General features: G+C 71.4%; 12 protein-coding genes. 6 read left to right on the top strand and 6 right to left on the bottom strand.

Annotation, left to right across the window (positions count from 1 at the left end):
* Positions 1 to 44: 44 nt before the first annotated feature.
* Together K6U06_RS17660 and K6U06_RS17655 are read left to right on the top strand one after the other, a co-directional pair.
* Complete coding sequence (locus tag K6U06_RS17660; RefSeq protein WP_262323280.1) at positions 45 to 722, top strand: polysaccharide deacetylase family protein; 678 nt, start codon at positions 45 to 47, stop codon at positions 720 to 722.
* A gap of 23 nt (positions 723 to 745) precedes the next feature.
* Positions 746 to 1,285, top strand: a complete 540-nt coding sequence (locus K6U06_RS17655; RefSeq protein WP_262323279.1) for a VOC family protein — start codon at positions 746 to 748, stop codon at positions 1,283 to 1,285.
* Between the two features lie 28 nt (positions 1,286 to 1,313).
* Here the strand turns inward: K6U06_RS17655 and K6U06_RS17650 are convergent, their stop codons facing one another.
* Both K6U06_RS17650 and K6U06_RS17645 read right to left on the bottom strand, forming a co-directional pair.
* The gene (locus tag K6U06_RS17650) at positions 1,314 to 2,681 is read right to left on the bottom strand and encodes a hypothetical protein (protein ID WP_262323278.1); all 1,368 of its coding nucleotides are present in this window, start codon (positions 2,679 to 2,681) and stop codon (positions 1,314 to 1,316) included.
* 120 nt (positions 2,682 to 2,801) lie between these two features.
* A complete protein-coding gene (locus K6U06_RS17645; protein ID WP_262323277.1) occupies positions 2,802 to 3,509 on the bottom strand; it encodes a type 1 glutamine amidotransferase domain-containing protein in 708 nt (235 codons plus the stop codon).
* 154 nt (positions 3,510 to 3,663) lie between these two features.
* Here K6U06_RS17645 and K6U06_RS17640 point away from each other — a divergent pair, with 154 nt between their 5' ends.
* The 3 genes from K6U06_RS17640 to K6U06_RS17630 all read left to right on the top strand — a co-directional run bounded on the left by K6U06_RS17640 (position 3,664) and on the right by K6U06_RS17630 (position 6,710).
* Positions 3,664 to 4,413 (top strand): tyrosine-protein phosphatase, encoded by a 750-nt coding sequence (locus tag K6U06_RS17640; RefSeq protein WP_262323276.1) that lies wholly within the window; start codon positions 3,664 to 3,666, stop codon positions 4,411 to 4,413.
* Positions 4,414 to 4,462: 49 nt separating this feature from the next.
* Complete coding sequence (locus K6U06_RS17635) at positions 4,463 to 5,830, top strand: glycosyltransferase 87 family protein (RefSeq protein ID WP_262323275.1); 1,368 nt, start codon at positions 4,463 to 4,465, stop codon at positions 5,828 to 5,830.
* Between the two features lie 571 nt (positions 5,831 to 6,401).
* Entirely contained in the window at positions 6,402 to 6,710 is a 309-nt protein-coding gene (locus tag K6U06_RS17630) for a hypothetical protein (protein WP_262323274.1), read from the top strand.
* Positions 6,711 to 6,856: 146 nt separating this feature from the next.
* Here the strand turns inward: K6U06_RS17630 and K6U06_RS17625 are convergent, their stop codons facing one another.
* From K6U06_RS17625 to K6U06_RS17610, 4 genes are all read right to left on the bottom strand, one after another.
* Positions 6,857 to 7,399: a hypothetical protein gene (locus tag K6U06_RS17625; protein ID WP_262323273.1), complete on the bottom strand. Its 543-nt coding sequence runs from the start codon at positions 7,397 to 7,399 to the stop codon at positions 6,857 to 6,859.
* Positions 7,400 to 7,752: 353 nt separating this feature from the next.
* The gene (locus K6U06_RS17620; protein ID WP_410051085.1) at positions 7,753 to 8,934 is read right to left on the bottom strand and encodes an acyl-CoA dehydrogenase family protein; all 1,182 of its coding nucleotides are present in this window, start codon (positions 8,932 to 8,934) and stop codon (positions 7,753 to 7,755) included.
* A gap of 2 nt (positions 8,935 to 8,936) precedes the next feature.
* Complete coding sequence (locus K6U06_RS17615; RefSeq protein WP_410051084.1) at positions 8,937 to 10,973, bottom strand: biotin carboxylase N-terminal domain-containing protein; 2,037 nt, start codon at positions 10,971 to 10,973, stop codon at positions 8,937 to 8,939.
* 141 nt (positions 10,974 to 11,114) lie between these two features.
* Positions 11,115 to 12,728 carry a carboxyl transferase domain-containing protein gene (locus K6U06_RS17610; RefSeq protein WP_316044733.1) on the bottom strand — a complete coding sequence of 538 codons (1,614 nt, stop codon included), beginning with the start codon at positions 12,726 to 12,728 and terminating at the stop codon, positions 11,115 to 11,117.
* Positions 12,729 to 12,774: 46 nt separating this feature from the next.
* Between K6U06_RS17610 and K6U06_RS17605 the strand changes: the two genes are divergently transcribed.
* Positions 12,775 to 13,458 carry a TetR/AcrR family transcriptional regulator gene (locus K6U06_RS17605; RefSeq protein ID WP_262323270.1) on the top strand — a complete coding sequence of 228 codons (684 nt, stop codon included), beginning with the start codon at positions 12,775 to 12,777 and terminating at the stop codon, positions 13,456 to 13,458.
* The last annotated feature ends 598 nt before the right edge of the window (positions 13,459 to 14,056 follow it).

The raw sequence follows: 14,056 nt of genomic DNA, 5'->3' as shown, positions 1-14,056 counted from the left end.
GGGCCGATCGTCGGCCACAATGGCAACAACACGAGGGGAGGGCAATGTCGGAGGACCGCGAACGTCGGCGGATCAGCCTGACGTTCGACAACGGCCCCACGCCGGGCGTCACCGACGCCGTGCTCGACGTGCTGGCCGCCAGAGGCGTGCCCGCCACCTTCTTCGTCGTCGGCGCCAACCTGCGCCGGCCGGGGGGACGGGACCTGGTGCGCCGGGCCTGCAGAGAAGGTCACCGCATCGGGCATCACACCACCACCCACACGGTGTTGCTCGGCGCTGCGGTCGACGCCGAAGCGGCCGTAGACACGGAGATCGCCGCGCTGGCAGCGGAGCTGACCGAGTTCGACGGCGACGAAAAGCTGTATCGGCCGTACGCAGCGGGGGGCGTCCTCGACCGCCAGGTCCTGTCCGCGGCCGCCCTCCGGTACCTCCAAGACCACCGCTACACCTGCGTTCTTTGGAACAGCGTCCCCCACGACTGGGACGACCCCGACGGCTGGGTCGAGCGGGCCCTGGCCGACGCCGAAGCCGGGCCGTGGACGGTGGTGGTCCTCCACGACGTGGACAGCGGCGCCATGGCCCACCTGGGGTCGTTCATCGACGAGCTGCGACGCCGCGACATCGACATCGTCCAGGACCTCCCCGACTCGTGCGTCCCGATCAGTCGCGGGGAGATCCGAGTGTCCCTCGACCATCTCCTACCGCTGTCCCCAACCAGCTGACACCTACACACGGAGGTCGCCGCATGAACCGCACCGTCACGCCGGGCCCGATCCGCCTGCACCACCACGCCACGGTGACCGACGACCAGGAGGCGACCCGGGCGTTCTACGAGGACGTCATCGGGATGCCGCTCGTCGCCACGTGGGCCGAGAAGGACATGCTCTTCGGGGCGGAGCGGACCTACTGCCACACGTTCTTCGCCCTGGCCGACGGAAGTGCGCTGGCGTTCTTCCAGTTCGCCGATCCCGCCGACCAGGCTCTGTTCAAGACCGACATCAACTTCACCCCGTTCCGCCACGTCGCCCTGGCGGTCGACCAGGGCACCCAAGACGCCATCCGCAAGCGGATCCACGAGGCCGGTTACCGGGAGCCGGACACGTTCGTGCTCGACCACGGCTACTGCGTGTCGCTCTACATCACCGACCCGAACGGGCTGATCGTGGAGTTCAGCGTCGACCACCCCGACGTGGAGAAAATTAGCGAGGAGCGCCGCAGCTCCGCTCGCGAGGACCTGGCCCGGTGGCTGGCCGGGGACCACACCAGCAACAACACCTACCGGTAGCGGAGCTGTCGGCCCCGGTCCGGCGGGGTTACCAGCCCGGCCACCCCGCCGCCAGCGTGCCGGTCACGTTGGGATGCTCCATGACTCCTGGCGTCGCCCCGAGCGACACGAGCAGCTGGTCGAAGTTGACGCCGTAGGCGCTCGGTAGCGACGCCGAGTCGTCCGCCGAGGTCCACTGGCCGGCGGACGCGGCCATCGTGTCGCCGTAGCTGTCGGCCGCCCACCCGATCTCCATGTCGGGGTAGGAATCGTGGAGGATGCCGACCACGGTGTTGAGGTTCACGGTCTGGCCGACGGTGACCGTCGGGGTCACGTTCTCAGCGACGTACACCATCTTGCCGGCGGCGGGGCCAGCGGTGAGGCGGTAGGAGATGAACGTCCCGTCGGGCCAGCTCCCCGACGTGGAGGTGACCACTCCGTCACCGAGGGCGTACACCGGACCGGAGCCGCCGTAATCGACGCCCTCGTCGACGCGCTCGGGTCGCAGGCCGCTCACCGCGCGCATCGGGTTGGCGTACCCGTCGCCGACACCGATCGCCATGCCGACGAAGGCGTTCGCCGCGCCAGCGCCCGAACCGTAGAAAGTGGCGTCCCCGAAGTCGAAGATCCCGCCGTCGGACGCCTCCAGCCAGTAGCCCTGCCCGGTGCCGGTCGGGCTCATGGCGATCACCGGCCGGTTGAGGCGCACCGAGCCGGTGGAGCCGTAGAAGCCGGCGTCGCCGAAGGTGAAGATCCCGCCGTCAGACGCCACCATCCAGTAACCGTGCCCCGTCGCGGTGGCGGCCATCCCGACGACCGGCTTGTTCAGGTGAACCGCGCCGGTCGAGCCGTAGAAGCCGGCGTCGCCGAAGGTGAAGACCCCGCCGTCGGACGCCACCAGCCAGTAGCCCTGGCCGTCGCTTGTGGCGGCCATCCCGACCACTGGTTTGTTCAGGTGGGTGGAGCCGGTGGAGCCGTAGAAGCGGGCTCCCCCGAAGTCGAAGATCCCGCCGTCGGACGCCACCAGCCAGTAGCCCCCCGTCGACGGGTCGATGGCGATGCCGACTATCGGCTTCGAGAGCCGGGTGCCGACCAGCGAGCCCTGAAAGACCGCGTCGCCGAGGGCGATCACCTCGCCGTCGGCCTCGGCGGCGTACGCACCGCGGCCGTCAGGGGTGGATGCCACACCCACCACCGGGGAGGCGGGGGTGGCCACCGTGGCCGAGAAGGCCCCTCCGTAGCCGATGAGGCGCCCGTCGGAGGTGAGGAGGCTGTACGCCCTCGGGGCGGTCACCGCCAGCGACGACGCGTGAGCGACCCCCGGCGCGCTGGGGGGAGCGGAACTCGCCGGCGCAGCCGTGGCGGCGGGGGCGGCAGCCGCTCCCACCGACAGCGCCGCGACGGCCGCCTGAGCCACGCGACGGCCCCAAGTGGCGGGGCGGGGCGCAGGTCGTCTGGGCACGTGTTCCTCCAGTCACGCGAGTCACCGCCATCGACGACCCGACCCTCACCTATCGGCAGGTCCGGGGCGCGACCTTTAGCTCGGGGATCCGCCCAACGCCTGGACCATCTCCTCGGCCAGGGGACCCGACGACGAAGGGTTCTGGCCGGTGTGAAGGTTGCGGTCCACAACCACGTTGGGAGCCCAGGGCTCACCCGCCTGGAAGCTCGCCCCCAGCGCCACAAGCCGGTCCTGCAACAGCCACTTGGCCTTGTCGGCCAACCCGGCCTGCTCCTCTTCGGCGTTGGTGAACCCTGTCAGGCGGTAGCCGGAGAACGGCGAGTTGCCATCGCCGTCCACCGTCGCCAGGAGGGCGGCCGGGGCGTGGCACACGATGCCGAGCGGCACGCCCGACTGGAGGGCGTCCACCAGCAGACGACCGGAATTCTCGTCCACCGAAAGGTCCTCCATGGGGCCGTGCCCGCCCGGGTAGAACACCGCGGCGTAGTCAGCCAAGACGGCGTCCTCCAGCCGCATCGGCTTCTTCAGGGCGACGATGTCTCCCAGCTCGGAGGCCAGCGCGTCGGCTCGCTCCTCGCCGCCGTTGGCGTCGGGGGCCAGGCTGGCCTTGTCGACCACCGGGGCCACGCCGCCAGGCGTGGCGAACACGACGTCGTAGCCGGCGCCGGTGAATATCCGGTAGGGAGCGACTAGCTCCTCGGCCCAGAACCCGGTTGGGTGCTTGGTGCCGTCGGCAAGGGTCCAGGCGTCTGCGCCGGTCACAACGAACAAGATCTTGGCCATAAGTGGTTCTCCGTCCAGTGGTTGAGGGGCGGGGGCGCCCCTGTCCCCTTGCTCATGCCCGCACGGCGGGCAACCTACGCCCCCGCCTGGCGCGGCCCGGCCCGCTTTCTCCACCTCTGTGTGCTGGGCGGACTGGTTCTCCTACAGTCCGGGCATGAACCGCGAACGGTGGGTGGCGGTGGACGGCACGTTCAACTTTCGGGACCTGGGTGGCTACCGATCGAGCGGAGGAGGCGAAGTGGTGCGGGGGGCGGTGTACCGCAGCGACGCCCTGCACCACGTCTCCCCAGATGGCGTCGCTGCGCTGCGACGGCTCGGCGTCGACCTCATCATCGACCTGCGAAGCCCCGATGAGATCGCCCAGGTCGGCCGCGGTGCGCTCGCCGGGGGAGCCATCGAGTACCTCAACGCGCCGGTAATCCCCACTCTTACCGGCGAGGCCCAGGGCGTCCCGCCCAGCGACGACATGGCCGATCGTTACCTCTGGTACCTCGACGTCGGCCGTGAGGCGTTCGTGACGGCGTTCGGGGCCCTCGCCGACAGCGACCGGACCGCGGTGGTCTTCCACTGCGCGGCTGGCAAGGACCGCACCGGCGTGCTGGCCGCCATGATCCTGTCGGTGCTCGGCGTCGACGACGAGGACATCGCCGCGGACTACGAGCTGACCGGTCTGGCGCTCGACTCGATCCTCGATCGGCTGGCCCGAGACCCGATCCACGGGGAAGCGATCGCCAACATGGCGCCGGAGAGACGCGTGGTCAGCGGTGAGGTGATGCGCCGGTTCCTCGGCCGCCTCGGGGACGTGCACGGCGGCGCGGCGGCGTGGCTTCATGACGCCGGGGTCGCGCCCGGCACCCTGCAACAGCTCAGATCCCGCCTGCTGTCGAGCAGCCCCTCACCCTGAGCGGGGCGCCCCAGCGGCGGTGCGTGACGCTTCTAGACTCGAGCAGGACATGGCGACCAGAAATCTCAGCGCGCCCCGCACGGCCGCGCAGATCCGAGCGCCGCGTTCGTGCTGGACCTGGCCGCAGGTAGCCGCGCTGGTCGTCGTCGGCGGGTCGCTGCTCGGCCTGTACGGCTGGCTGCTAGGCGCGTTCGACCTCGAATCGGGCCTACGAGCCGGCCGTGCGCTCCTCGACGGCCGCAGCCCCTACTCGCCTGTGACGTCCCCTGTGTTCCGGGCCGGGCACGCGTTCGTGTACCCGTACCTCGTCGCTTGGGCGTTCGTTCCCCTGGCGCCTCTCCCTGTGCCGTTAGCGGTCACGATCTTCGTCGGGCTCTCCGTCGGCGCCATCCTGGTGGCGTGCCACCTCCTCGGACGCCCCGGTTGGCTGCCGGCCGCGCTGGTGCTCAGCTCGTCCACGACGATCGTCGGGCTGCAGATGGGCACCGTCAACGCCTTGCTCCTGCTCGGCGCTGCTGTGGCCTGGTCGCAGCGCGACCACTGGGTCGTGGCCGGCCTGGCGGTGGCGGCCACCGCGGTCGCCAAGCTGTTCCTCCTCCCCCTGTTGGCCTGGCTGGTGCTAGCCCGCCGGCTGCGGGCCGCGGCGCTGGCGGCAGGCACGCTGGCGGTGATCCTCGGCGGCGGCTGGGTGCTCGGACCGCTGAGCGAGCACAGCTACAGCGCCATGCTCGGAGTGTTGCAGGACCACGAGGCGGCCAGCAGCTGGTCGCTGACGTCGCTGTTCGACAGCCTGGGCACGACCCCGGCGGTAGCCGAGATGCTGGCGATCGCCGTGGCCGGCGCGGTCGTGGTGGGCGGGGCGCTGAGGGCCCACCGCAGCGGCGACGAGCGCAACCTCTTCGCCGCCTCGATCATCGCGTCGCTCATGGCGACGCCCATCATGTGGAGTTCCTACCTGCTCATCCTGGCCTCGGTGGTGCTGCTAGTGGCCACCGACGACCGGACCGTGGCCGCGTTGGCCGCGGCCAGCTGGATCATCGTGACTCCCGACGTGGCGTCATACCCGCGCATCGCGGCCGGCATGGCCTTGACCGGTGTCCTCGCCGGCGTCGCCTTTTGGCCGTCGGTGCGGGACCGAGCGTTGGGCCTGCGAGCGGAGCGAGTCGGGAGGGTGATGCTGCGGCGGGCCCGTCCCGCTCTGGCGGGCAGCGCCCGGCGGGCGTGGCGGGCGGCTCCGGTGACGGCCGTGTTGCTGGCCTCGATCGGCGCGCTTCTCCTGGCCCCCCCAGCGGTCCGTAGCCCGCTGCCGGCGATCCTCCTCATGGTCGCGGCCGGCGTCGAGGTGGCGCGCCGCACCCACCGAGATGGGCGGGGATCGCCAGGCACCCCCCCGGCCGCTGCGGCGGCCGGTCAGTAGGGCTGGCTGCTAGCCGGCGGATGGCGGGCCGGCGGGCGGAGGGCCGGCTGGCGGAGGGATGGCGGGCCGGCGGGCGGCGGGCGGCGGGCCGGCGGGCGGAGGGCCGGCGGGCGGAGGGCCGGATGTCGTGGCCCCACCTTGGCGAAAGGCGCCGGCCGGCGGCGGTGGGTGCCGCCTGAGCACTGGGGGTACAACTGCAGCATGCGGTCACCGGCGCCCTTCACCCGCCAGTGGGACCGGCTGCCTGAGCCGGTCCGCACGCTCGTGCGCGATGAGGCCACGGCGCTCAGCCGGGAGTTGCGCTCTGTGCGACGGCCAAGAGACATCCGCCGGTTGCTGCGCGATCCGGAGGCCCTGACCCGGGTCTCTGAGCCCCTCTCGCCGGTGCTGGACCGGATCGTGGGCCTGGTGGCCAAAGGCTCGGTGCCGCTGGCACCCGGTCCGGGCGGCGTCGCCGTGGCGGCCACCGGCGCCGTCGGCGCCGCCGTCAGCTCTGCCCTCGAGGTGTTCGGCATGCCTGGGGATCGAGGCCCCGCCGGCCGCCGCCGCAGCTGCCGGCGCGGCGGGCACCGTGGCGGTCGCCGCAGAACTGGTGGAGTTCTACCTGATCGCCTGCGTGGCGTCGGGCCGCCTTCGCGCGGCGGGTCTCAGCGACCCGGCGACCCTGCGCCGGGTGCTGCTGGAGGCGTACCTAGGTCCGGATGAATCGATCGGGGGACGGGTGCGGGGCGGCGGCTTCGAGATGTTGGCCCGGGCGATGGTGCGCCGCACCCTTCCGCGCCTGGCGCCAGTCGCCGGGATCCCGGTCGCCGGGTGGTCCTCGTGGCGCGATCTCAAGCGAGCCCAGGCTGCAGTTGACCGCGTGCTGGCCTCTGGTTGACCCCCTGCTGGCCGCCGGGTGCGTGCTTCAGCAGCCCTAGGCAGAATCCGGCGGCTTCGTAGTCCCGCCCCGACCGCCGAGTTGATCGGGGCCCCCCGCCGGTGACGGGCCGCGCCGGGCGGCTTTCGCCGGTCGAGGTCGGCTTGCTACAGCCAGCCGAGTCGGGCGTCCTTGAGGCTCGCGGCGCCAGCTGGAGCAACGCCCAGCTCGCCGGCGTGGACCCGACCGAGGAGGCGACGGGTCGCGTCCATGATCTCGGGGACAGACTGGCGCAGCTTGGCGGCGTCGGACGGATCGACCAGACCCCGATCTATCCGGGCCTCGTCGAGCAGGGCTGGCAGGTCACCCAGGCGCGCAGCCACCCACCCGAGCGGATCAGCCGACAACTCCGGCACGAAGTTGCGCCGGCCGGGTTCCCAGCCGTCGAAGGCCGGGTGGTGGTGGGTGCGGTCGTAGCTGCCGGGCGCGGACTCGACCGACTCCAGGAGATCGGCCCGCCAGACGGGACGCCCAACGCCGATCGGCTGCGCCGAGTAGATCGACCCGTGCAGGGGTTGACGCTCCAGTAAGCGGACTTCGAGTCGAACGCCCCGCTCGGGGGTTTCCTGGCCGGGGTTGGGGTCCGGGTCTACGAAGTACAAGTCGCTGATCGCTACGCCCACGGTCTCGAATCCGAAGAGTTGGAGCATGGCGTCGAGCCTAGGACGGCGCTGGCCCGCTGTCGCTCGGGTCCGACGGTGTGTCGGGAGGGCACTGGCGGCACCGGCCGGCGGGCAGAGCCCGGCCGGCGGCCAGGGCGCTCCCGGCGATCGCCGGCCGCCGAGAGCGAGTGGGTCCAACAAGCGGACTCCGCGACATACCCCCCGGAGGGGCGAGGCGTCTGTCGCGCCCTGCCCGGGCAATGGCCGTGCAATCCGCGACACACCCCCCAGATCTCGGGGAGGTGTGTCGCGGATTGCATCGGGAGGCGCCTGGCAATGCGGCAAGGTGGCAAGGTGGCAATGCGGCAAGGCGCCCCGCCGGCCAGCCCCCGCCGGCGGCTTTAGGTCCGCGCCGGCAAGCCCAGGTCGCGGGCGATGAGCATGCGCTGGACCTCGGAGGTCCCCTCGCCGATCTCGAGGATCTTGGCGTCGCGGTAGAAGCGGCCGACGGGCGAGTCGTTCATGAACCCGTAGCCGCCGAAGATCTGGGTGGCCTCCCGGGCGTTGGCCATCGCCGCTTCGGAGGCGACCAGCTTGGCGATGGCCGCTTCCCGCTTGAAGGGCCGCCCGGCGAGGAGCTTGGCGGCGGCGTCGTGCCACGCCAGCCGGGCGGTGTGGGTCCGGGCTTCCATGTCGGCGATCTTGAACTGGAGCACCTGGTACTCGCTGATCTTGTGCCCGAACGCCGAGCGCTCGTCGACGTAGCGGAGGCTCTCGTCGATGCAGCCTTGCGCCAGCCCCACCGAGAGAGCGGCCAGCGCCACCCGGCCCTCGTCGAGGGTGCGGAGGAACTGGGCGTATCCCCTGCCCTCCTCTCCCAGTAGGTTTGCCGCCGGCACCCGGCAGTCGTTGAAGGACAACTCGTGGGTATCCGACGAGAGCCAGCCGACCTTGGAGTAGGGCTTGGCCACGCTGAAGCCGGGGGTGCCGGCGGGGACGATGATCGCCGAGATCGCCGGCACGCCCCCGCCCGCCGGCTGACCACCTGCCGGCTGACCTGACGTCACCGCGGTGACCGTCACCAGTGAGGTGATATCGGTACCGGAGTTGGTGATGAACGCCTTCGACCCGTCGATCACCCATTCGTCCCCGTCGCGCCGGGCGGTGGTCCGGGTGCCTCCGGCATCGCTACCGCCGCCAGGTTCGGTCAGGCCGAACGCACCAAGGGCCCGGCCGGCGCAGAGGTCGGGCAGCCACTGCTGCTTTTGGGCCTCGGTGCCGAAGCGGTAGATGGGCATGGCGCCGAGACCGACGCCGGCTTCGAGGGTGATCGCGACCGACGAGTCGACGCGGGCGAGCTCCTCGAGCACCAGGCAGAAGGCGAAGTAGTCACCTCCCATACCCCCATATTCGGTCGGGAACGGCAGGCCGAAAAGCCCCATCTCCCCCATCTTGGCAACGATCGAATACGGAAACTCCTCCCGTTCGTACAGGGCACCGATCACCGGGGCGATCTCGCTGCGGGCGAAGCGCTCGACGGTGGACCGAAGCTCCTCGTACTCGGCGTCGAGGCCGCTGGTCAGGGTCACGAGGGGACCTCCTCAGAAGGGTTGGAGAAATCGGCGGGGTGGTCGGCCGGGGTCACCACGGCGAGGGTCTCGTCGAGCGCGACGGAGCGGCCGACTGCCGCAGGCAGCGAGGTAACGGTGCCAGCGACGGGAGCTACGACCACGTGTTCCATCTTCATTGCTTCCACGGTGACCAGCCGCTGGCCGGCCGCGACCTCCTCGCCGGCGCCGACGTGGACCGCCAGCACGGTGCCGGGCATCGGGCTGGTGACCGGACCGCCGTCGCCGGCGACGGCCGCGGCTCCGGCTAGGAGCGCGGGGTCGGGCGCTACTCGCCAACTGTCCCCGCCGTGGCCGAGCCACAGCCCGTCACCGGTTCGGGCCACCGTCCAGGTCGTCGAGGTGCCGCCGACGCGAACGACCATCTCACCAGCCGCCGAGGGGTGGGTGGAGGCTTCGACGGCCGGCTCGTCGCCGAGGGCGGTCTCGCCGCGAGCGACCCGGACGGAGGCGCTGGCGGCCCGGCCGGTCACACCGAGGGTGACGGGCCGACCGGAGAGGCGGACCCGCCAGACGGTCTCGGCCGGGGCGCCGAGGCGCCATCCGCCCGGTACATCCCACGGGTCGACGACGGCCCCTCCGCCGGGTTCGAGTTCGAGCGCCAGGGCGAGGGCCGCGGCCACCGCCGCGGCGTCCTCGTCGGGCTTGGGGGGTGCCGCCAGGTCGGCTGCTACCCGGTCGACCAGCTCGGTGTCCAAGCGGCCGGTGGCCACGTCGGGGTCGGCGAGAAGCCGGCCGAGGAACCCGACGTTGGTGGTGACCCCGAGCACCGCGCTCGACGCCAGCGCGGCGCGCAGGCGGGCCAGGGCGGCGGGGCGGTCGGGTCCCCACGCGATGATCTTGGACAGCATCGGGTCGAACCCGGTGCCGACGGTGCCGCCCGCGGCGATGCCTGAGTCCACCCGGACCCCGGGCCGGCCGCGTGGCTCGCGCAGCAGCGCGATCGGCCCGGCGGCGGGGAGGAAGCCCCGGGCCGGGTCCTCGGCATAGACCCGGGCTTCGACGGCGTGGCCGTCCATGGTCACCTGGTCTTGGGTCAGGGGCAGCGGGGCGCCGGCGGCGATCCGCAGCTGCCACTCGACCAGGTCGAGGCCGGTGACCATCTCGGTTACGGGGTGCTCGACTTGGAGTCGGGTGTTCATCTCCATGAAGAAGTAGTCACCCGGCGCGTCGGAGGAGACGATGAACTCGACGGTTCCCGCTCCCACGTACCCGCAGCTGCGGGCGGCGGCGACCGCGCTGGCCCCCATGGCCGCCCGCTGGTCGGGGGTGAGGAGGGCGGAGGGCGCCTCCTCGATGATCTTTTGGTGTCGGCGCTGCAGGGAGCACTCCCGCTCACCGAGGTGGATGACCCCGCCGTGGCTGTCGGCGAACACCTGGATCTCGATGTGGCGAGGCCGGGTGATCCACCGCTCGACGAGGAGGGTGTCGTCGCCGAAGGCGCCGGCGGCTTCGCGCTGGGCGGCGGCGATCTCCTCGGGTAGCGCGGCCGGGTCGGCGACCCTGCGCATGCCCTTGCCGCCGCCGCCGGCGGACGGCTTGAGCAGGACGGGCAGCCCGACCTCGACGGCGGCGGCCGCCAGCTCGGCCACGCTCAGCCCGGCGCCCGAAACGCCCGGCACGACGGGGACCCCGGCCGCGGCGACGGTCGCCTTGGCCCGGATCTTGTCCCCCATCGCGTCTATGGAGGCGGGCGGCGGCCCGATCCAAGTCACGCCGGCGGTCTCCACGGCCGCGGCCAGGGCGGCTCGCTCGGAGAGGAAACCGTAACCCGGGTGGACGGCATCGGCACCGGCGGCCACCGCGGCGGCGACCACGTCCTCCACGGACAGGTAGCTGCCGATGCGCAGCGCCCGGTCGGCGGCGGCGACGTGGGACGCGGCGCGGTCGGCGTCGGTGTAGACCGCGATCGACTCGATCCCGAGGGCGGAGAGGGTGGAGAAGATGCGCCGTGCGATCTCCCCCCTGTTGGCGACCAGGACCGCACGGAACAAGCCGTTGCCCGTGCGGAGCACTGGTTGTGAGTCCGAAGGTCCGTTGCCCGTGCGGAGCACTGGTTGTGAGCCCGAAGGTCCGTTGCCCGTGGGGAGCACTGGTTGTGAGTCCGAAGGTCCGTTGCTCGTGCGGGGCACTGCCTACATCCTCCAGACGCCGTAGCCGGCGGCGGCGAGCGGGGCGTTGGCAGTGGCGGAAAGGGCCAGCCCGAGAACGGTGCGGGTCTGGGCCGGGTCGATGATGCCGTCGTCCCACAGCCGGGCGGTCGAGTAGTACGGGTGGCCCTGCGCCTCGTACTGCTCCCGGATGGGGGACTTGAACTCTTCCTCCTCGGCTGCCGGCCACTCGCCCCCTTTCCCCTCGATCTGCTCTCGCCGGACGGTGGCCAGCACCGACGCGGCCTGCTCGCCGCCCATCACCGATATCCGGGCGTTGGGCCACATCCAGAGGAACCGGGGGGAGTAGGCCCGCCCGCACATCGAGTAGTTGCCGGCGCCGAAGCTGCCGCCGATCACCACGGTGAGCTTGGGCACCCGGGCGCAGGCGACCGCGGTGACCATCTTGGCCCCATGCTTGGCGATCCCGCCGGCCTCGTAGTCCCGCCCGACCATGAAACCGCTGATGTTTTGCAGGAACAGCAAGGGGATGCGGCGCTGGTCGCACAGCTCGATGAAATGGGCGCCCTTCATGGCCGACTCGGAGAACAAAACGCCGTTGTTGGCGACGATGCCCACCGGGTGGCCGTGGACACGGGCGAAACCGCACACCAGCGTCGAGCCGTACTCGGCTTTGAACTCGAGCATCCGTGACCCGTCGACCAGGCGGGCGATGACTTCGCGGACGTCGTAGGGGGTCCTGGTGTCGGCGGGAATCAGGCCGTAGAGGTCCTCCTGGGGATGGGCCGGCGGCTCGGTCGGGGTGACCTCCCAGGGCACGGGCGGCCGGGGGGCGAGGGAGGCGACGATGTCGCGCAGGATGGTCAGGGCGTGGCGGTCGTCGTGGGCCAGGTGGTCGGTGACGCCCGAGCGGTGGGCGTGGAGGTCGCCGCCGCCGAGTTCTTCGGCGCTGACCACCTCGCCGGTGGCGGCCTTCACCAGCGGCGGGCCGCCGAGGAAGATGGTGCCCTGGTTGCGGACGATCACCGCCTCGTCGCTCATGGCGGGGACGTAGGCGCCGCCGGCGGTGCAGCTGCCGAGCACCGCGGCAAGCTGCGGGATGCCCTCGGCGGACATGGTGGCCTGGTTGTAAAAGATCCGCCCGAAGTGGTCGCGGTCGGGGAACACCTCGTCCTGAGCCGGCAGGAAGGCGCCCCCGGAGTCGACCAGGTAGATGCACGGCAGACGGTTGTCGCGCGCCACCTCCTGGGCTCGGAGGTGCTTCTTGACCGTCAACGGGTAGTAGGTCCCGCCCTTCACGGTGGCGTCGTTGACCACGACCACGCACTCCCGGCCCGACACCCGGCCGACGCCGGTGATGATCCCCGCCGCGGGAGCGTCACCGCCGTAGAGGCCCATAGCCGCCAGCGGCGACAGCTCGAGGAAGGGTGCGCCCGGGTCGAGCAGCGCATCGATGCGCTCTCGCGGCAGGAGCTTCCCTCGGGACCGGTGCCGGGCCCGTGACGACTCCGAGCCGCCGACCGCGGCGGTCGCCAGGCGCTGGTTGAGGTCGGCGGCCAACCCCCGGTGATGGGTCTCGTTGGCCTTCCACTGCTCCGACGCCGAATCCGCCGACACCGGGATGATCGGGTATCCCACGACCCCGAGGTTAGCGATCGTTCACGCCCGGCGCTAGCCTTGGGTGGTGGCCGGGTCGAGGCGGGCGCAGATACTTCAAGTGGCGGCGCCCCTCTTCGCCCGCCGCGGCTTCCACGGGGTGTCGATCGACGAGCTCGGAGCTGCCGCCGGGGTCTCAGGGCCGGCGCTGTACCGCCACTTCCCGGGCAAGGAGGCGATACTCGCCGAGCTGTTGCTCGATGTCAGCCACCGGCTGCTCGAGGGCGGTCGCCTCCAGGTCTCCAACCGGCCCGACCCGCCGGCCGCCTTGGTGGCGCTGGTCGAAGGTCATGTGGCGTTCGCGTTGGCCGAGCCGGCGCTCATCACCCTGCAGGCCCGCGACCTCGACGCGGTCCCCGAGCCGGCCCGCCGTCAGGTGCGCGGCCTGCAGCGGCGCTATGTCGAGTTGTGGGTGGAAACGGTGGTGGCGGTGACCGGCGTCGAGCCCGACGTGGCTCTGGCGGGCACCCACGCCACGCTCGGCCTCATCAACTCCACCCCCTTCAGCGCCCGCCTGCCGGCCCCGGCGATGAGCTCCCTGCTGCGCGACGCCGCCCTCGCCGCGCTCGGAGCGCTAGGGGCGCTCGCACCGAGCCTCGAGGGCCCGCTTTCGGAGCAGGGCGCCACCGGCGCTCGGAAATACCATCAACTGCAGCGTCGCGTAGGGGCGCCCGAGATCGAGAGCGCGGCCCAGAGCTCGCATTCTCCATGACGGGACTCGAAGACCCCGGCCATACCGAGTCGAATGCGCCGCGCCGGTGCGGCGGAGGCTACTCCGACGCGAGCCGACCACATCGAGAGATCGAACAACTCGCGCGCCGGCCCAGACTCAGCCTCATCCGTGATGGAATACACCGCTTTGACCTTTTTGCGTTATAGAGCAAGACCACTGTCTGCGCCGGATCCAGCACCAAATGAGGTGACTCGAAGTGGAGCGCGCAAAGCGCGGGATTAAGTGCGGCGGCCGCTTGCGCTACACCAAGCTGGTTAGTACCGTTCGCCAACGAATGGCATTCCGATTGCCAAGGCATTAGCGGCTGAACGTCACTTAATCGTCATCCGGCTGCCCGGACCGACAAGGGGTCTCTGTTTTGTGGTTTCTATTCCGCATTGTGTGGTCGTTCCTGTTGGCTGCCCCCGGGGCCGCTCCGGCAGCTAACACAGCGCCAACCACTACCTCGCCGTCGTACTCGGTGACGCTGGCCGCCAGCACCACGGCGCCCCAAGCCGGGCAGACCGTCACCCTGACCGCCACCGCCAACACCGACGTCGGACCCACCCCCTACGGGCTGTCAATCGTGGACACGACC

The sequence above is a fragment of the Acidiferrimicrobium sp. IK genome (assembly GCF_025499425.1).
Taxonomy (GTDB): domain Bacteria; phylum Actinomycetota; class Acidimicrobiia; order Acidimicrobiales; family Palsa-688; genus Acidiferrimicrobium.
Note: the sequence above shows the minus strand (reverse complement) of the source record. Positions and strands in the feature narration are given on the sequence as shown.